Raw genomic sequence first — 18,219 nt, forward strand, 5'->3', positions numbered from 1 at the left:
AAGTTTCGTTTGTATGAAAGGGGCTACTTTTTGGCGCTATTTTTGCTTTTTGTAGTCGGTCTTGCTAGTAATGTGAGATCACTTCTGCATTTTGCAATGCAGGGAAGTATGTAGTCATCCGCGATTTCTTGGCTATTTAGGCCTCTTGGAGTACGCCCATGATAATCAATGTCACCCGTTATTAGTTTCATAAGACAAATGCCGCATGCGCCGTTAATACAGGCTTTTTTTGTGTATACACCATGCTTTGTCAATGCCTCTAAAATGGTTTCATCAGCATGGAGCGAAATGTTGCTATCTTGTTGAGCGAGTGAACGATAAGTGCATTGGTAGAGCATTTGAATTACCTTAGAAAAAAATGATAAGACAGTATATTATCATCAAAAAGACATAGCCTATCGGTATTTCGCTTTAATAATCGCGCTCGGAAAACCTGAAAATTCACTTTAATTTGCGCGTTCGGATAGCGCCATAAGATGTAACTGGTTAAACTATTTGAACAGACATCAACCAATTTTATGGATAAGAGGTTTTTTTGGACGCTTCATCATCAGTTTATCTGAAAATATTTGAAACAGTATTTCCGTTATTTGCCATTGTGCTTGTTGGTTTTTTCTACGCTAGGGCACGGCCAACAGATATGAGTATTCCCAACAGAGTAAACATGAGTGTGTTTATTCCTGCTTTAGTTTTTTCTGTCATGGCTTCAAAAAACTTTCAAATTGCGGATTATCAAACGTTAATAGTCGCTTGCACTGTTATTATTATTGGTTCAGGTCTGGTTGTGTGGCCTATATGCCGTTTATTTGGTATTTCAGGAAAAACTTTACTTCCTCCTATGATGTTTAATAACAGTGGTAACTTAGGTGTGCCATTATTTGTATTGGCTTTTGGGGAGTCCGCCTTACCGATTGCGGTTATTTTATTTTTGACAGAGAATATTTTGCATTTTACGCTTGGGATGTATTTGATGAACCCGAGAACAAATCCCTTAAATATCGTAAAAATGCCAATGGTTTTAGCCACAATTTTAGGGTTTTTTTGGAGTTTGAATGGATGGCATTTACCTGTTGCGCTAAGTGTGCCTATTGATATGATTGGTCAAATAGCGATTCCTTTAATGCTTTTTTCACTTGGTGTTCGGATGACTCAAGTGGATCTAAAAAATTGGAAAATAGGGGCATTAGGTGGCATTTTGTGCCCTCTTAGTGGGCTGATTGCATTAATGATATGGAATATGATCGCGCCGCTTAACGAGACCGATTTCACCTATTTGTTAATTTTTGCTTGTTTACCGCCTGCTGTTTTAAATTACATGGTCGCTGAGTTGTATCAACAAGAACCGCAGAAGGTGGCTTCAATTGTTTTAATTGGGAACTTATTTAGCTTGCTTGTTATTCCATTGGTGTTATTTTTTGTGCTGTAAGCTCGTTATTGTATTCAAGATATTAGGGTCGGTTAAAAATGAAAATACTGTTAGTGTTACTTCTAATTGCTGGATACTTTTTAGTATCGCGGCTTATGCGAACCAGTGTGCAGTTATTGGGACAGAAAAAATCGGTTGGAGAAATGCGTATTGGCTACGTGAGTAAAATGCTGAACTTAGGATTAACAGGGACAACCGTCATTATTGCCTGTTTAATCTTGGGAGTTGAATATGGACAATTGACTGTATTTTTCTCATCCGTATTTGCGGTTATCGGTGTCGCATTATTCGCTCAATGGTCAATTTTAAGCAACATTACCGCCAGTTTATTAATCTTTTTTGGCTTTCCGTACCGTGTCGGCGATTGGGTTAAGATATGTGATAAAGATGAAGATATAACGGGCCATATTGTAGAGATTTCAACATTTCACGTAATACTGCAACGCTTAAATGGCGATATTGTCACTTATCCGAATAGCTTGATTCTACAGAAAGCCGTGATAAAGCTTTCCCATGAAAATGTTGAAATACTTAAAGCGTCACGAGAACCTAGTATTGAAAGTAAGCAATCTGAGAGTTAATTATTACCTGAAGATGGTTGGTTAAAAAATAAGCAATAAATCAAGCGCCACTTATGAGATACTAGTAAAGTAAGTCCATTTAATAAGTGGTGTATTGATGATCTCTGACCCAAAAGAGTTACTTAAAAAAAATGAAAAACTGATCCATTCTGACTCCTTAAAAGTTATTTCCCATGTGCAGCGCCCGAAGGATGAGTGGGTTTTGCATACTTTAATGCTTGAAGGTTGTGATGTTCCTTTTCGTTTTAAACGTCAAACTAAATATATGTCGTTAAAAGGCAGTCGAGTAAATCTTACCTATTATGCCGATACTGAATTGGTTGCTGGTATGCCCATTGAAGTGATGAAAGTCGTGAGAATAAAGCGTTCTTAATGGCGCTTAGCGAGATGTCACTCTCTATTTTTTAGAATATTTCGTTTAAGCTTATTACAATATGATGTTATTAAAAGGTGTCTTATTTCCAGCGCTTTGCTTTATACTTGCGTCGAAAAAGCGAGCTTAATTTACGCTTGAACATGGCATAAATACATTCAAAGTAGGCACTACATTGGACACTATTTTAAAAGAAATTGTAAAGCAAGTGACTCCTCTCATTGGTTCTGGTGAAGTAGCCAGTTATATTCCTGCATTAAAAAAAGTCGATCCAAATCAATTTGGTATCGCTATTTATAGCAAGAGTGGTGAGCTTTATGAAATAGGCGATTCAAGGGTGGATTTTTCTATTCAAAGTATTTCTAAAGTATTTAGTCTGACTCTTGCAATGAAGCATTACGGTGAGTCTATGTGGGAGCGAGTGGGTCGAGAGCCTTCTGGTCAACCTTTTAATTCGCTTGTACAGCTTGAATATGAATATGGAATACCACGAAACCCCTTTATTAATGCCGGCGCACTTGTGGTGAGTGATATGAACCAATCTCGATTTGCTTCCCCACAACATGCCATGCGAGAGTTTGTGCGACGTCTTTCTGGTAATAAACAAATTCAATATGATCGTCAAGTGGCGGACTCTGAGTTTGAGTTTCGCGCTCGTAATGCTTCTATGGCGTATCTGATGCAGTCATTTAATAATTTCGACAACGATGTTGAAAAAGTGTTGCGTAATTATTTTAATAACTGTGCGATCAAGATGAACTGTGTGGATTTAGCAAAAGCCTTTAGCTTTTTATCTAATAAAGGTGCTTGTCCCCATAGTGGTGAAAGAGTGCTAACAGGACAAGAGACAAAGCAAGTGAATGCGCTCATGGCGACTAGTGGGCTCTACGATGAAGCCGGTAACTTTGCTTATCGAGTGGGTCTTCCTGGAAAAAGTGGTGTTGGTGGAGGTATTGTTGCCATTGTTCCTGACCAATTTTCTGTTTGTGTTTGGTCGCCAGAACTGAATAAGGCTGGTAACTCTTTGGCGGGAATGGCCGCTTTAGAGGCGTTGTCCGAAAGTATTGGCTGGTCCGTGTTTTAATCTGTTTTGTAACGCCAGAATAATTGAATCGATATTCACTTTTGATTAAATATCGATTCAATTTGCTTGGTTGTTAATCTATTGTTGGGTTTATAAGAAGCTCATCATTCCTTTTAATGTATAAGCAAAGCCGGTTAAGGTAAGGAATCCAAAAATATAGAGGCCGATAAACCATTTCCATTGCTGAGTGGATTGAGAGGCTTCTTTATCTTTCACTGCCTCTAAAGGCGTTTTGTTTAACATTAATAACCCTCCTGATAATCTTCGACTTTCCCTGAAAATACTCGATATCCCCACAAAGTATAGCCGCAGATTAAAGGAACAAAAATACAGATTCCATACAGTAGGAAGCGTAAGCTGGAGTCTGGAGCCGCGGCGTCCATAAAGGTTAGGTGTCTTGGTATTAAGTAAGGAAATAAACTTACTACAAGACCTGCAAAACCTAATAAAAACAAACCGGCAACGCACCAGAAAGGGCGACTTTCATGATTCACATTGCTCAAACTAACCCAGGTTGTGTATCCCAATGCGATGCTTAAAACAGGTAATGGGCTCAAGAGGAAGAAGTTGATGCCATCAAACCAGCGATGACGAATTTCGGGTTGTGCGACTACTGTCCATAAGCTGACGACCAACATAAATAGCAATATCAATATTAACAACGTACGTGCGTAGCGGGATGCTCGTTGTTGCATATCATCTCGACTTTTCATGTATAAGTAACATGCGCCTAGTAACGCATAGCCGGCCATGACGGAAAACCCCGTTAAGATGGAAAAAGGTGTTAACCAGATCCAGCTTGATAACTCGATGGCATTAATAGGAACACCTTGAACGATCGCACCTAAAATGACGCCCTGACAGAATGCAGCAACCGTTGAACCTGCACTAAAAGCAAAGTCCCACCAAGGTTTTGAACGATCAGATTTGAACCGATATTCAAAGGCGACACCTCGAAATATTAGTGCGAACAGCATCAGCATAATAGGGAGGTAAAACGTGGATAAAATGGTGCTGTAGGCTTCAGGAAAAGCGGCAAATAGAATCACGCCTCCAAATACGAGCCAAGTTTCATTACCATCCCAAACGTGTGAAATTGAGCGCATTAAATGGTCTTTCTGATGATGTTCTTCGAACCAAGGAAATAAGATACCAATACCGAGATCAAAGCCATCAAGTAGTACATACATGAAAATAGCAAAACCAAGGATGAGGAAATAGAAAAAAGCTAAGTCCATTATTTTTCTCCTTGTTCAGAGTGATTAAGGGTTTTTACCCAAGCGAGTGCGTAACCTGGGGCCTTCATACCAATTAACTGCTGTTCTAAAGTGGCCATACTAGGCGGTCCCTTTTTAATGAGTTTGCGCATAAAGTAGAGATAAACACCAAATAACAGAGAATAGATTACAATGAATAAAGTTAATGAAAAAAGTACCCGTTCAGGAGGTAAAGGCGAGACAACATCCATTGTTCTGACTAAGCCTTGAACAAGCCATGGTTGACGACCAACTTCAACAACATACCAGCCAGCCAGTACGGCAATGACACCTGTTGGCGTAAATAAGGAGACTAAAAATAGAAAAGGTTTATTGTGATAGAGGGCATTTTTGCGTCGTAACACGAGAGCACACAAAGCGATACCAATCATACCGAAACCAATGCCAACCATGACTCGGAATGACCAAAATACAAGTGGAACGTTTGGACGATCTTCTGCAGGAACCGATTTCAGTCCTTGTACGGCGCCATCCCAAGAGTGAGTTAAAATTAAACTTCCTAAGTTTGGTATGCCTATCTCGGCATGGTTTTTTTCTGCTTCCATATCCGGTAGGGCAAACAGCAGTAATGGTACATTTTCCTCTTCTGCTGGCCAGATTCCTTCCATCGCGGCGAGTTTAATTGGCTGGTGTTCTTTTACATTTAAGCCATGCATGTCACCAATAAAAGCTTGTAATGGCGTTAAGATAAGCGCTATCCACATACACATTGATAGCCCTTTTTTTGCCATATTGAGGTGTTGTTTCTTTAATAAGTAATAAGCGCAAATACCTGCGACGACAAAAGTGGCTGTTATAAAGCTAGCCATTAGCATGTGTGTAAAGCGATAGGGCATGGAAGGATTAAAGATGACCTCAAACCAGCTTGCCACTTCAAATTTACCATCCACAATCACATGGCCTGCGGGTGTTTGCATCCAAGAGTTGGCCACAATGATCCAGAAAGCCGAAATCCAAGTACCTATAGCGACAACAATGGTTGAGAAGAAATGCATTTTAGGGCTGACTCGCTGCCAGCCAAACAACATAACCCCTAAGAAACCCGCTTCTAGGAAAAAAGCAGTGAGTACTTCGTAAGCCATTAATGGGCCTAATACGGCACCTGTGAGTTCGGAAAATTTAGAAAAGTTGGTACCAAACTCATAAGATAAAACGATACCTGACACTACCCCTGTACCAAAGGTGATGGCAAAAGGCTTAATCCAGAATTTGGCTAGCTGAAGATAGTATGGGTTGTGTGTTTTCAACCAAAGTCCTTCCCAGATCGCTATTAAGGTGGCTAAACCAATAGTAATACTAGGGAAAATAATGTGAAAACTTACGGTAAAAGCAAATTGGATTCGAGACAGAATGGCAACATCAAGTTCCATAGTTTGGCCTGCTTAAATAAAGTGTAAATTGAAACATGCTTCTAAAAACATGGATTAAATGCGGCGTTTAATTAACGCGGTTATGCTTGGTAAAAGTGCTAAGCATATAAGGCTGCTGATGGTGATGATCTCCATCAATAAAATATGGTTATTCATGTCGCTACCCCTAATTAAAAGAAAAAACATTGAGTTGGATCAATTTTTGTAAGTAACTAAAAGCAAAACTTATACCAAGCTAGGATTTTTTATTAATACATTGAATTTAAAGAATTTTATTTTTTCCAATAAAAAGGAGTGTAAACTTAGTTTACACTTTTTGCGTGTTTGATTATTGTATTGTTAACGAGGTTTACATTTTGACGTTATCATTTGTTTTTGAAGTGGCGATGTTGTCGACCAGTGTGATTGGCATCTTGGTCGCTAGCTGGATGTTGTGGCGGGCTCGTCTGCAACGGGATTTGCAAGCGTTATCCGGTTTTGCCATTATGATGGCGATTTGGTGTTTGGGGCATAGTGCCTTGTTCCATGGCTTTTCGACACTCGGCGTGCATTTGATTTTAGCCAACCCTCTCATGCCGACCTTTTTCTTGCATTTTGCCACGGCCTTCGTAAAAACGGGCATTGTATCTCCTCCCTGGTTATTGAACTTATACAAGCGTTTGCCTTGGATTTATGGGATGAGTATTTTTATCGTACTGTTGAGCTGGGTCGTCGGGGCAGGAGATGTCCGTTCTTCTGATGTCATGGATGTTTTTTTATTTTTACAGACACGGGCTGGTTTAATCTTGTCTATACCGTTGTTATTGGTATTGTTGCTCATGCTATTTTGCTATATGGGTGGAGGCAGCATACGGGTAATAAGCGTCGCTCTATTCTCGCTATCTTTGGTGTCGCGGCATGGGGGCTGACACTGGCAACCAGTTTTGTATTTCCTTACTTTGGCATTAATTGGTTTCCTTATCCGATGCTGTTGTTGCCGTCTTATTTGCTGTTGCTGGTCTACGCCGTTTTACGCTATAAAATTCTCTCTGTTAATGCGTTCGCTAATCGGGCTTTACTATGGTTGGCCATGATGTTGGTTGTTTTGTGTGTAATGGCTTTGGCTAGTGTGATCTCTGGTCAATTTGGTTTGGAGGGGTTAGCGAATGTTCCCGGTTGGCAGTTATGGCTGTATTCAGTGGTTATTTTATTGGTTGCCACTATTGCGTACGCCCCGTTAAACAAATTAGTCGCACGTCTAGTGTACCCAGGAACTGGATTAAGTGAGCTTGTGCTGGAGTCCTGGTCAAATTTATTAAAGCAAGCGACGACTTGGAAAGAGTTGGTTGCAATCGCAGAGCCGATCCTCAGCCATCAACTTGGACAAAATGTATTAGTTACTATCACTTTTGATCGAAGAGGTCCAGACACTAAAGTTGGTCATGATGTGATACATAAAAACTTTTCACGGGAATCTTTTGAAGGCCAAACGAAATCGGAAATGCTTGTTTGCAAAGAAGGTTCAGGATGGGGGTTTGTTTTATATGGGTGGGGTGAAGCGAGTCCAAGCCAAAGACTGACTGCTGAAGTTTTTGGCTCCTTGTTTTCTACTCAATGTGGCTTATTAGAGCAGTCATTGGCTTTGGCAGAAACGGAAAAAAAGCGTTTGAGTGAACGACATTTGGTTGAGCTGGGTGGGTTGTCCGCGGCCATGGCTCATGAGCTGCGTAACCCTTTAAATGTGATTTCAATGGCGGCACATGGAACGGACCCAGTTACAAAACGGCATATACAAACTCAATTGGCGAGAGCAGATCGTTTAATTCAAGATATGTTGATTTACTCAGGCAAGTTAACTGTTCACAAAACTAAGGTTTCGTTAGCGCCATTGATTGATTCCATTGTTCAACAAACGGATATAGAAAACCTAGAGTTTCGAGTTCTTATCCTGCCTGATGTTGTTGTCGATGCGGATATACACCGGCTTCAACAGGTCATGGTAAATCTGTTAGATAATGCGGTGGCATTTTTACGTAATCAAGAAGGTAGTCGGTTACTGATTGAGGCTTTTGTTGGGGAAGGTCAATGCGTTTTTATTCGAGTGCATAATAATGGCCCATCCTTGGATCAAGAGTTAACGTCTGAGTCTCTGTTTCGTCCTTTCGTTTCAAAGCGATCAGGAGGTAGCGGGTTAGGTTTGGCAATAGTGAAGCGAATTATGGACGCGCACCATGGTACGGTTCAGCATAGAAATGATTTGGGTTGGCCTGTTACATTTGAGTTAATGTTCCCTGGAAATAATTAATATGAATAGCAACGTCATTGAAGGTTAGTGGTATGAGTCTTGGAAAAATTTTATTGGTCGATGATGAGCCCGCTTTTTGTGAATTAGCGTCTTTATGGTTAACAAGTAGCGGGTATGATGTGATGACAGCGGGGCAAGCGAGCAAGGCACTCTCTATTTTGGAGTCCTTTGATGCCGACCTTGTGTTATTGGATTTATCTTTGCCGCCAGAATTTGACCCTCAGGTGACCTTGGCGAATATTCGAAAATTTGGTGCTCGTCCTGTCATTATCATCACCGGACATGCGGAAAGGGAGTTGGCATTAGAGGCTATTTCACAAGGGGCTTGGGATTTTATTGCTAAGCCTATTGATCCAGATTTGTTAGCTGTTGTAGTAAAGCGAGCGGTTAGTAAGCATTTACTTGAAAAAGAGTTAATGGCTGTGAAACAGCATATTTTACCGAAAAAGGACGCCAGTGACTTTATTGGTTGTTCGCTAAATACACAGCAGGTTAGGGCGCTGATTGAAAGGATTGCGCCCACTGATGTTCGTGTTTTGGTCACTGGGCCATCTGGTACTGGCAAAGAAGTCATTTCGCGTACGATTCATGCATTAAGTCGTCGATCGGATGAAGCCTTTGTTTCGGTTCATTGTGGTGCGATTCCTGCCGATTTGTTAGAGAGTGAGTTGTTTGGTTATACCAAGGGGGCATTTACCGGAGCGGAAAAGGATAAGCAAGGATTACTCGCGTTAGCAGATCGAGGAACATTATTTCTGGATGAGATTGGAGAAATGCCTTTGCCTATGCAAGTGAAATTGTTAAGGGTACTGCAAGAAGGAACCTATTTCCCCGTTGGCGGACGTGATGAAAAGTCGATAGATGTGCGAGTTGTTTCGGCAACAAATGCGGACTTGAGTCGCAAAATATCGGCAGGAGAATTTAGAGAGGATTTATACTATCGAATCAAGGGAATCAATATCGAAACGAAACCATTAAATGAGCGACTGGAAGACGTTTCTATTCTTGTGCCTAGTTTCTTACAGCAACTTTCTAATACTCATAAGCAAACCTATTCACTTTCTAAAGAGGCATTAAACTGGTTTCGACAGCAGCATTGGCCAGGTAATGTGAGAGAGCTTAAAAATGCATTAGACAGTGTGGTTTCTATCGCAAGAAATGGTGAAGTGACGCTGTCGGATATTGCATTACTCTACCCCGATAGACAAACCAAAAAAGTAGAGCTAATTAGCGAAGAGAGTCAGGCGATAAAGGCCGATAATGTTAATGAGATGATCGGCGTTAATTTAGATCAAACCCTAGATGAGCAAGTTAAAAATCTTGAAATCCAACTTATTGATATGGCTTTGTTATTACATCAAGGGAATCGTAGCCAAGCCGCGCGCCAATTAGGGCTGTCACGGCAGGGTCTCATTAAAAAAATTGAGCGTTATGGTATTTGACAATTAATTGAGGACTTCGCAATCTAATATGCCATCTTCAATAGTCACTTGGATAGCATCGCCTTTTTTTACGTCGTGTATGGAGCGAATAACGTGTTTGTTTTTAGTCGGGATCGCGTAGCCACGAGAGAGTATATTTAATGGGCTTACCAGGTTTAATTTTTCAATTAAGTTAGCAAAGACTTGTTGTTTCTTCACTAGATTTTGCTCTAATGCTCTCTCAAGTCTTGCTTGATATTGATTGAGTTGTAATTGGTGTTGAACAAGTGCTTTTTGAGGGGACACCTGCTGTAGTCTTTGAGATGTACTTTCAGTCTTTATTCTTTGTTTTTCTAGAGTCAACTTTATGGATTGTGTTAATCGTTGAGTTAGCTGGTCAAGTTGACTTTGCTGTTGATCTAGTCTGTCTTTAGGGTGTCGCATTGACTTAATTAGGAAATCAAGTCGCTGTTGATGCAATTGAATGGTCTGTTCAATTCGATAGTTGAGAAGGTCGCTTTGCTGTTGGCATTTTTCAATTAAATTTACTTTGTCTGGACTGAGTAACTCGGCCGCGGCGGTAGGCGTTGCTGCTCGGACATCGGCAACAAAGTCACAGATAGTGAAATCGGTTTCATGGCCAACGGCAGAAACGACTGGCGTATTAGATTGGAAAATCGCTCTTGCAAGTTTTTCATCGTTAAAGCTCCATAGGTCTTCCAATGAACCTCCCCCACGACCAATGATAATTGCATCGAAATAGCTGTTTGCATCAGCTCGTTGCAATTGCTTTATTAGATTCTCTGCACTGCCATTACCTTGAACAATCGATGGGAAGAGCGTGAGTTCTGTGAGTGGAAAACGTCTTTTGAAAGCAGTAATCATATCTCTAATCACAGCCCCTGTTGGGGACGTGATTAAGGCCACACGTTCAGGCATAAGCGGTAATGCCTTTTTATACTCATTATCGAATAGTCCTTGTGCTTTTAAATTTTGTTTGAGGCGTTCAAAAGCTAACTGAAGTGCCCCTTCACCAGCGGATTCCATAGATTCAACCGACAGTTGGCAATCACCTCTTGGACCGTAGAAGGTGACCTTTGCTCGAAGGCGAACCATGTCTCCTTCTTTTGGTTTAAAGCGAACTAAACCGTTTTTATTTTTAAACATGGTGCAGCGGATTTGTGACTTGTCATCCTTCAAAGAAAAATACCAATGGCCTGAACCTGGGCGAGCTAAGTTAGATATTTCTCCTTCCACTAAAATCCACGGTAAACTGGCCTCAAGTAACTGTTGTATTTGTCTATTTAGACTAGATACGGTGAAAGCAGCTTCCTTACTAGGAGAACGGGTAAAATAATTCATTAATCTCTCGTACTTTTGATTTACCGATAGGGACTATTCAGATAGAATTACGTGCCATCTTAAACCCTCTAGTTGGCATTGGAAACACTTTATTATGTTACGAATTGCGCAAGAAGCTTTAACGTTTGATGACGTTTTGCTTATCCCTGGCTATTCCGAAGTCCTTCCTAAGGACGTTAGCCTAAAAACTCGTATTAGCAAAGATATAGAACTGAATTTGCCACTTGCATCAGCAGCAATGGATACGGTTACTGAATACCGTATGGCGATTGCTCTTGCTCAGGAAGGTGGAATTGGTTTTATTCATAAAAACCTTTCAGTTGATGAACAGGCTGCAGAAGTGCGTCGCGTGAAAAAATACGAATCAGGCATTGTTCGTGATCCCGTGACCATCAACCCAACAGCATCTGTTCGTGAATTGGTTCAATTAACTTCAAGTTACAACATCTCAGGTGTTCCAGTCGTTGAAGGTGATAAATTGGTTGGTATTGTTACTAGCCGAGACGTTCGTTTTGTCAAAGACTTTGAAAAATCTGTTGCTGATATCATGACACCAAAAGAGCGTTTAGTGACGGTCTTAGAAGGTGCTTCATCTGGATCTGTTCGTAAGTTACTGCATGAGCACCGCATTGAAAAAGTGCTAGTGGTTAATGATGATTTCGAACTGTGCGGTATGCATACTGTAACAGATATAGATAAAGCGACGGCTTATCCACACGCTTGTAAAGATACGGAAGGCCGTCTTCGTGTCGGCGCGGCGGTTGGAACAGGTGCCGATACCTCTGAGCGAGTGAAAGCGCTTGTTGAGGCTGGAGTCGATGTGATTGTTGTGGATACGGCTCATGGACACTCAAAGGGTGTTATTGATCGTGTTCGTTGGGTAAAAGAAAACTATCCTCAAGTTCAGGTTATTGGTGGCAATATTGCTACGGCTGAAGCGGCGATAGCATTGGCTGAAGCTGGTGCAGACGGTGTTAAAGTTGGTATTGGTCCTGGTTCAATTTGTACTACACGTATTATTTCTGGCGTTGGTGTACCTCAGATTACGGCTGTTGGTAATGTGGCTGAAGCAATGGCGAAATACGATATTCCTGTTATTGCTGATGGTGGTATTCGTTTTTCTGGTGATATTGCTAAAGCAATTGCTGCCGGTGCCAGTGCTATCATGGTTGGTGGTCTTATGGCTGGTACTGATGAAGCGCCAGGTGAAGTTGTTTTATATCAAGGCCGTTCATTTAAGTCTTACCGTGGTATGGGATCTTTGGGTGCAATGGCGCAATCTCAAGGATCAAGTGATCGTTACTTCCAAGATGCGAGCAGTGGCGTTGAAAAACTTGTGCCAGAAGGTATTGAAGGCCGAGTGCCTTGTAAAGGACCTATGGTTGCGGTAGTTCATCAATTGATGGGCGGTGTACGTTCTTCAATGGGGTATACTGGATCAGCAAGTATTGACGACATGCGTACTAAAACTCAGTTCTCTAGAATCACGGGAGCGGGTATGCGTGAGAGTCATGTACATGATGTGACTATTACTAAAGAAGCACCAAATTACCACGCTGGTTAATTTTAAGTAGTTATATGATTTCAGATGGGGCTTAGTTGCCCCATCTTTTTTATTGATTAGCCCGATAGAAAGGGCAAAGGACAGGCTGAATAATGTCTCAAAATATCCACGCTCATAAAATTTTGATTATTGATTTTGGTTCTCAGTATACCCAACTGATTGCACGACGTGTTCGTGAAATTGGTGTGTATTGCGAAGTTCGTGCTTTTGATATGGACGATCAAGAAGTAAAGGATTTTGATCCTAAAGGTATTATTCTAGCTGGTGGCCCAGAATCTGTTCCAGAACCTGGGTCGCCTCGAGCTCCTGACGCGGTGTTTAATTTAGGTGTTCCTGTTTTAGGTATTTGTTATGGAATGCAGACCATGGCAGAGCAAATGGGTGGCAAGGTTGCGGCTTCTGACATTCGTGAGTTTGGTTATGCGCAAATACGTACCCATGATGAGTCTTCTTTATTGCAGGGAATAGAAGATCATATTGCTAACAATGGTGTGCCTTTGTTGGACGTTTGGATGAGTCATGGTGATAAAGTGACTACCATGCCTGAAGGCTTTGCCTTGATGGCGTCTACAGAGAGTTGTCCTATTGCCGGTATGGTAAATGAGTCTAAAAAATTCTACGGTGTGCAGTTTCACCCAGAAGTAACTCATACGAAACAAGGTGGGCGTATTCTGTCTCGTTTTGTTGAAGAGGTTTGTGCTTGTGAAACATTATGGACGCCAGCCAATATTGCTCAAGATGCGATCGAGCGTATGCGTGAACAAATTGGTGACAAAAAGGTTCTACTAGCGCTTTCTGGTGGAGTCGATTCTTCTGTAGTTGCCGCGTTATTGCATAAAGCTGTTGGTACTCAATTGACGTGCGTGTTTGTTGATAACGGTTTGTTACGCTTAAACGAAGGTGATCAAGTCATGGCCATGTTTGCGGAAAACATGGGGGTGAAAGTGATTCGAGTGGATGCCGAAGATTTATTCTTGGGTAAACTTAGCGGGGAATCGGATCCTGAGAAGAAGCGTAAGATAATTGGTAACACTTTTATTGAAATTTTTGATGAAGAGTCATCTAATCTTAATGAAGTTGAGTTTTTAGCTCAAGGCACAATTTATCCTGATGTCATTGAATCGGCGGCGTCTAAAACCGGCAAAGCTCATGTGATCAAATCTCATCATAATGTGGGTGGATTACCTGAAGATATGAAAATGGAGTTGGTTGAGCCATTGCGCGAATTGTTTAAAGACGAGGTGCGTAAGTTAGGTCTTGAACTGGGCTTGCCATACGATATGGTTTACCGCCACCCATTCCCTGGACCTGGTCTTGGTGTACGTATTCTTGGCGAAGTGAAAAAAGAATATGCTGATATTCTCCGTCTTGCGGACGCTATTTTCATTGAAGAATTACGTCGTTCTGGTTGGTATGAAAAAACAAGCCAAGCCTTTGCGGTATTCTTACCTGTTAAATCGGTAGGCGTTGTCGGAGATGGTCGTCGTTATGAATATGTTGTGGCGTTACGCGCTGTTGAAACCATTGACTTCATGACAGCCCGCTGGGCACACCTACCATACGAATTATTGGAAACGGTTTCGGGTCGAATTATCAACGAAATCGAGCATATTTCTCGTGTTACGTATGACGTATCTTCTAAACCACCCGCAACAATTGAGTGGGAATGAATACAAGCGATCTAATGCTGAGTGAATTAAAATAGTTTATATATACAAAGCCGCACAATGTTGCGGCTTTTTTTATAATTAAAAAAAGAGGGGTGTGTTATGGAATTTGTAACGCCTTTAGTTGAGGCAAGATTGGTTAGGCGCTATAAGCGCTTCCTTGCAGATGTTATTTTGTTGGATGGTTCAGAGATCACAGTGCACTGTCCTAATACTGGGTCCATGAGGCGATGCCAGCAAGATAATGCTCGAGTATGGATTTCAAAAAGTGAAAATATTAAAAGGAAGTATGCTTACACTTGGGAGTTGGTGGAGGTTGATAAAGAATACCTTGCTTGTATTAATACCGGCTTGCCAAATAAATTAGTAAAAGAGGCAATCGATAATGGTGTGATAGAGGAACTGCAAGGTTATGGCTTCCACAAGGCGGAAGTGAAGTATGGAGAAAACAGCCGTGTAGATTGGTTATTATCAACTTCTGAAGATATAAAGGAAAACTTGTGCTTTGTAGAAGTTAAGAATGTCACTCTGTTAGAGGAAGATGGTAAAGGTTATTTTCCCGATGCCGTCACTGAAAGAGGTAAAAAGCATTTGTATGAATTGGCGTCTATGGTTAAACAGGGTCATAGGGCAGTATTATTCTTTTGTGTAAGCCATACAGGTATTAAGAATGTTCAGCCAGCTTCGCTTATTGATCCTAAATATTCGGCCGCATTGAAAGAGGTGGTGAATTTGGGGGTAGAAGTTATTGCTTATCGTACCTTGATTACAGAAAATAGGATAAAAATTGAACAAAAAATAGATGTTAACCTTTGAAATTAATCAATATATTGTTTTTTTTCTATTTTTTTAAAAAAAATGGAGAAAAGGGTTGCACTAAATCTGTAGATCCTTAATATACGCCCTCGCTGACACGGACAACCACTCAGAACAACGAGTAAGCGTCCAACAAGAAAAACAACACAGTTTGTTCTTCTTGTCTTATTTTAGTTAGCACGCTCTTTAAAATAGTTAATCAGATAATTTGTGTGGGCGCTCGCTGGAGACTTCGAAAATATTTTGAAGTCTTACGAGAGTCCAAACACTTTCAATTCGTTCATGTTTGTTTGATTTATCAAACAAACATGTAAGTTTAGTTAGAGTTAAATTTGAGTAAGCACGCTGATTTATCAGCAAAAGATCTTAAACTGAAGAGTTTGATCATGGCTCAGATTGAACGCTGGCGGCAGGCTTAACACATGCAAGTCGAGCGGAAACGATGTAGCTTGCTACAGGCGTCGAGCGGCGGACGGGTGAGTAACGCGTAGGAATCTGCCTAGTAGTGGGGGACAACATGTGGAAACGCATGCTAATACCGCATAATCCCTACGGGGGAAAGGAGGGGATCTTCGGACCTTTCGCTATTAGATGAGCCTGCGTGAGATTAGCTAGTTGGTAGGGTAAAGGCCTACCAAGGCGACGATCTCTAGCTGGTCTGAGAGGATGACCAGCCACACTGGGACTGAGACACGGCCCAGACTCCTACGGGAGGCAGCAGTGGGGAATATTGGACAATGGGCGCAAGCCTGATCCAGCCATGCCGCGTGTGTGAAGAAGGCCTTAGGGTTGTAAAGCACTTTCAGAGGGGAGGAAAGGTAATTGATTAATACTCGATTGCTGTGACGTTACCCTCAGAAGAAGCACCGGCTAACTCTGTGCCAGCAGCCGCGGTAATACAGAGGGTGCAAGCGTTAATCGGAATTACTGGGCGTAAAGCGCGCGTAGGTGGTTTGTTAAGTCGGATGTGAAAGCCCAGGGCTCAACCTTGGAATGGCACCCGATACTGGCAGGCTAGAGTACGATAGAGGAGTGTGGAATTTCCTGTGTAGCGGTGAAATGCGTAGATATAGGAAGGAACATCAGTGGCGAAGGCGACACTCTGGATTGATACTGACACTGAGGTGCGAAAGCGTGGGGAGCAAACAGGATTAGATACCCTGGTAGTCCACGCCGTAAACGATGTCTACTAGCCGTTGGGTTGTAATGACTTAGTGGCGAAGCTAACGCGATAAGTAGACCGCCTGGGGAGTACGGCCGCAAGGTTAAAACTCAAATGAATTGACGGGGGCCCGCACAAGCGGTGGAGCATGTGGTTTAATTCGACGCAACGCGAAGAACCTTACCTACTCTTGACATCCAGTGAATCCGAAAGAGATTTTGGAGTGCCTTCGGGAACACTGAGACAGGTGCTGCATGGCTGTCGTCAGCTCGTGTTGTGAAATGTTGGGTTAAGTCCCGTAACGAGCGCAACCCTTATCCTTATTTGCCAGCACTTCGGGTGGGAACTTTAAGGAGACTGCCGGTGACAAACCGGAGGAAGGTGGGGACGACGTCAAGTCATCATGGCCCTTACGAGTAGGGCTACACACGTGCTACAATGGCGCATACAGAGGGCTGCGAACTAGCGATAGTAAGCGAATCCCACAAAGTGCGTCGTAGTCCGGATTGGAGTCTGCAACTCGACTCCATGAAGTCGGAATCGCTAGTAATCGTGAATCAGAATGTCACGGTGAATACGTTCCCGGGCCTTGTACACACCGCCCGTCACACCATGGGAGTTGATTGCTCCAGAAGTAGCTAGCTTAACCTTTCGAGGAGGGCGGTTACCACGGAGTGGTCAATGACTGGGGTGAAGTCGTAACAAGGTAGCCCTAGGGGAACCTGGGGCTGGATCACCTCCTTAAACGATACGAAGCTCTGGTGAGCGTTCACACAAATTATCTGATGACTACTTTATAGCAGCAATTGTTCTAGGATAGAGTCCTAAGCAAGGGGTTGATGAAAGCGATTATGTGATGACCAGTCATCATAATGTTCGCGTTATTCATGAATGTCTGACTTAGTGCTTTGCACTAAACTTGCTCTTTAACAATGTGACTTTTTGAAATAGACGATAATCAAGCGTCAAACCGGTGGAAAGCATCTTTCTCTTTATTGAGAATAACCTGGATGACTTTCTAAATCGTAAAATCCAGTGATGACACAAAAGCATCGTTGGTATGTGATCTGAGTGTTGTTTTGATACTGACTTTTCTTTTAGAAAAGTGAGGGATTAAAAAACTACTTTGGGTTATATGGTCAAGTGACCAAGCGTGCACGGTGGATGCCTTGGCAGTCAGAGGCGATGAAGGACGTGGTAATCTGCGATAAGGTTCGGGGAGTTGATAAACAAACTTTGATCCGAACATTTCCGAATGGGGAAACCCACCCGCTTGCGGGTATCATTAAGTGAATACATAGCTTAATGAGGCGAACTCGGGGAACTGAAACATCTAAGTACCCGAAGGAAAAGAAATCAACCGAGATTCCCTAAGTAGCGGCGAGCGAAAGGGGATTAGCCCTTAAGTTGATTTGGTGTTAGTAGAACAAGCTGGAAAGCTTGGCCGTAGAGAGTGAAAGCCTCGTATACGAAAACACCTTTTCAATGAAAACGAGTAGGACGGGACACGTGGTATCCTGTCTGAACATGGGGGGACCATCCTCCAAGGCTAAATACTCCTGACTGACCGATAGTGTACCAGTACCGTGAGGGAAAGGCGAAAAGAACCCCGGCGAGGGGAGTGAAATAGAACCTGAAACCGTGTACGTACAAGCAGTGGGAGCGGACTTAGTTCCGTGACTGCGTACCTTTTGTATAATGGGTCAACGACTTATTTTCAGTAGCAAGGTTAACCATTTAGGGGAGCCGTAGAGAAATCGAGTCTTAATAGGGCGTTTAGTTGCTGGGAATAGACCCGAAACCGGGCGATCTATCCATGAGCAGGTTGAAGG

The 18,219-nt window shown here is 42.1% G+C and carries 15 protein-coding genes and 2 rRNA genes; 12 read left to right on the top strand and 5 right to left on the bottom strand.

Going from position 1 to position 18,219, the window contains the following annotated elements; translation table 11 throughout:
* Positions 1–23: 23 nt before the first annotated feature.
* The gene (locus O1D97_RS08835; protein WP_269124781.1) at positions 24–338 is read right to left on the bottom strand and encodes a 2Fe-2S iron-sulfur cluster-binding protein; all 315 of its coding nucleotides are present in this window, start codon (positions 336–338) and stop codon (positions 24–26) included.
* Positions 339–535: 197 nt separating this feature from the next.
* On the opposite strand from O1D97_RS08835, the gene O1D97_RS08840 reads away from it, so the two are divergent.
* The 4 genes from O1D97_RS08840 to glsB all read left to right on the top strand — a co-directional run bounded on the left by O1D97_RS08840 (position 536) and on the right by glsB (position 3,464).
* Complete coding sequence (locus O1D97_RS08840; RefSeq protein WP_269124782.1) at positions 536–1,426, top strand: AEC family transporter; 891 nt, start codon at positions 536–538, stop codon at positions 1,424–1,426.
* A 38-nt stretch (positions 1,427–1,464) separates the two neighbouring features.
* Complete coding sequence (locus O1D97_RS08845; protein ID WP_269124784.1) at positions 1,465–2,007, top strand: mechanosensitive ion channel family protein; 543 nt, start codon at positions 1,465–1,467, stop codon at positions 2,005–2,007.
* A 97-nt stretch (positions 2,008–2,104) separates the two neighbouring features.
* Positions 2,105–2,380 (top strand): hypothetical protein, encoded by a 276-nt coding sequence (locus O1D97_RS08850; protein WP_269124786.1) that lies wholly within the window; start codon positions 2,105–2,107, stop codon positions 2,378–2,380.
* A gap of 175 nt (positions 2,381–2,555) precedes the next feature.
* The gene (gene glsB / locus O1D97_RS08855) at positions 2,556–3,464 is read left to right on the top strand and encodes a glutaminase B (protein WP_269124788.1); all 909 of its coding nucleotides are present in this window, start codon (positions 2,556–2,558) and stop codon (positions 3,462–3,464) included.
* Positions 3,465–3,554: 90 nt separating this feature from the next.
* On the opposite strand, the gene O1D97_RS08860 is transcribed toward glsB, so the two are convergent.
* From O1D97_RS08860 to O1D97_RS08870, 3 genes are read right to left on the bottom strand one after another with little or no spacing between them, the layout of a single operon-like run.
* Positions 3,555–3,707: a hypothetical protein gene (locus O1D97_RS08860; RefSeq protein WP_269124790.1), complete on the bottom strand. Its 153-nt coding sequence runs from the start codon at positions 3,705–3,707 to the stop codon at positions 3,555–3,557.
* Positions 3,707–4,702: a cytochrome d ubiquinol oxidase subunit II gene (gene cydB, locus O1D97_RS08865; RefSeq protein WP_269124792.1), complete on the bottom strand. Its 996-nt coding sequence runs from the start codon at positions 4,700–4,702 to the stop codon at positions 3,707–3,709. Before cydB ends, O1D97_RS08860 begins: the two co-directional genes overlap by 1 nt.
* Positions 4,702–6,111 (bottom strand): cytochrome ubiquinol oxidase subunit I, encoded by a 1,410-nt coding sequence (locus O1D97_RS08870; protein ID WP_269124794.1) that lies wholly within the window; start codon positions 6,109–6,111, stop codon positions 4,702–4,704. The genes cydB and O1D97_RS08870 overlap by 1 nt, the downstream gene beginning before the upstream one ends.
* A 356-nt stretch (positions 6,112–6,467) precedes the next feature.
* On the opposite strand from O1D97_RS08870, the gene O1D97_RS08875 reads away from it, so the two are divergent.
* From O1D97_RS08875 to O1D97_RS08885, 3 genes are read left to right on the top strand one after another with little or no spacing between them, the layout of a single operon-like run.
* Positions 6,468–7,019: a hypothetical protein gene (locus O1D97_RS08875; RefSeq protein WP_269124796.1), complete on the top strand. Its 552-nt coding sequence runs from the start codon at positions 6,468–6,470 to the stop codon at positions 7,017–7,019.
* The gene (locus tag O1D97_RS08880) at positions 6,938–8,395 is read left to right on the top strand and encodes a sensor histidine kinase (protein ID WP_269124798.1); all 1,458 of its coding nucleotides are present in this window, start codon (positions 6,938–6,940) and stop codon (positions 8,393–8,395) included. The genes O1D97_RS08875 and O1D97_RS08880 overlap by 82 nt, the downstream gene beginning before the upstream one ends.
* Before the next feature lie 32 nt (positions 8,396–8,427).
* Positions 8,428–9,837, top strand: a complete 1,410-nt coding sequence (locus O1D97_RS08885; protein ID WP_269124800.1) for a sigma-54-dependent transcriptional regulator — start codon at positions 8,428–8,430, stop codon at positions 9,835–9,837.
* Positions 9,838–9,840: 3 nt separating this feature from the next.
* Here the strand turns inward: O1D97_RS08885 and xseA are convergent, their stop codons facing one another.
* Positions 9,841–11,178, bottom strand: coding sequence for an exodeoxyribonuclease VII large subunit (xseA, locus tag O1D97_RS08890; protein ID WP_269124802.1), 1,338 nt, complete (start codon positions 11,176–11,178; stop codon positions 9,841–9,843).
* A gap of 94 nt (positions 11,179–11,272) precedes the next feature.
* Here xseA and guaB point away from each other — a divergent pair, with 94 nt between their 5' ends.
* The 5 genes from guaB to O1D97_RS08915 all read left to right on the top strand — a co-directional run.
* The gene (gene guaB / locus O1D97_RS08895) at positions 11,273–12,742 is read left to right on the top strand and encodes an IMP dehydrogenase (RefSeq protein ID WP_269124804.1); all 1,470 of its coding nucleotides are present in this window, start codon (positions 11,273–11,275) and stop codon (positions 12,740–12,742) included.
* Positions 12,743–12,834: 92 nt separating this feature from the next.
* Positions 12,835–14,412, top strand: coding sequence for a glutamine-hydrolyzing GMP synthase (gene guaA, locus O1D97_RS08900; protein WP_269124806.1), 1,578 nt, complete (start codon positions 12,835–12,837; stop codon positions 14,410–14,412).
* A gap of 99 nt (positions 14,413–14,511) precedes the next feature.
* On the top strand, positions 14,512–15,225 hold the full coding sequence (sfsA, locus tag O1D97_RS08905; RefSeq protein WP_269124808.1) for a DNA/RNA nuclease SfsA: 714 nt from the start codon (positions 14,512–14,514) through the stop codon (positions 15,223–15,225).
* 368 nt (positions 15,226–15,593) lie between these two features.
* Positions 15,594–17,131 (top strand): 16S ribosomal RNA (locus O1D97_RS08910).
* A 393-nt stretch (positions 17,132–17,524) separates the two neighbouring features.
* Positions 17,525–18,219: ribosomal RNA gene (locus O1D97_RS08915) — 23S ribosomal RNA — on the top strand; the annotation flags it as partial.

This window comes from Marinomonas phaeophyticola (assembly GCF_026966905.1).
GTDB lineage: Bacteria > Pseudomonadota > Gammaproteobacteria > Pseudomonadales > Marinomonadaceae > Marinomonas > Marinomonas phaeophyticola.

Coding starts and splice junctions, on each gene's coding strand:
- O1D97_RS08835 (WP_269124781.1), bottom strand. CDS start 338: ATGCTCTACCAATGCACTTATCGTTCACTCGCTCAACAAGATAGCAAC.
- O1D97_RS08845 (WP_269124784.1), top strand. CDS start 1,465: ATGAAAATACTGTTAGTGTTACTTCTAATTGCTGGATACTTTTTAGTA.
- O1D97_RS08850 (WP_269124786.1), top strand. CDS start 2,105: ATGATCTCTGACCCAAAAGAGTTACTTAAAAAAAATGAAAAACTGATC.
- O1D97_RS08860 (WP_269124790.1), bottom strand. CDS start 3,707: ATGTTAAACAAAACGCCTTTAGAGGCAGTGAAAGATAAAGAAGCCTCT.
- cydB (WP_269124792.1), bottom strand. CDS start 4,702: ATGGACTTAGCTTTTTTCTATTTCCTCATCCTTGGTTTTGCTATTTTC.
- O1D97_RS08870 (WP_269124794.1), bottom strand. CDS start 6,111: ATGGAACTTGATGTTGCCATTCTGTCTCGAATCCAATTTGCTTTTACC.
- O1D97_RS08885 (WP_269124800.1), top strand. CDS start 8,428: ATGAGTCTTGGAAAAATTTTATTGGTCGATGATGAGCCCGCTTTTTGT.
- xseA (WP_269124802.1), bottom strand. CDS start 11,178: ATGAATTATTTTACCCGTTCTCCTAGTAAGGAAGCTGCTTTCACCGTA.
- guaB (WP_269124804.1), top strand. CDS start 11,273: ATGTTACGAATTGCGCAAGAAGCTTTAACGTTTGATGACGTTTTGCTT.
- guaA (WP_269124806.1), top strand. CDS start 12,835: ATGTCTCAAAATATCCACGCTCATAAAATTTTGATTATTGATTTTGGT.
- sfsA (WP_269124808.1), top strand. CDS start 14,512: ATGGAATTTGTAACGCCTTTAGTTGAGGCAAGATTGGTTAGGCGCTAT.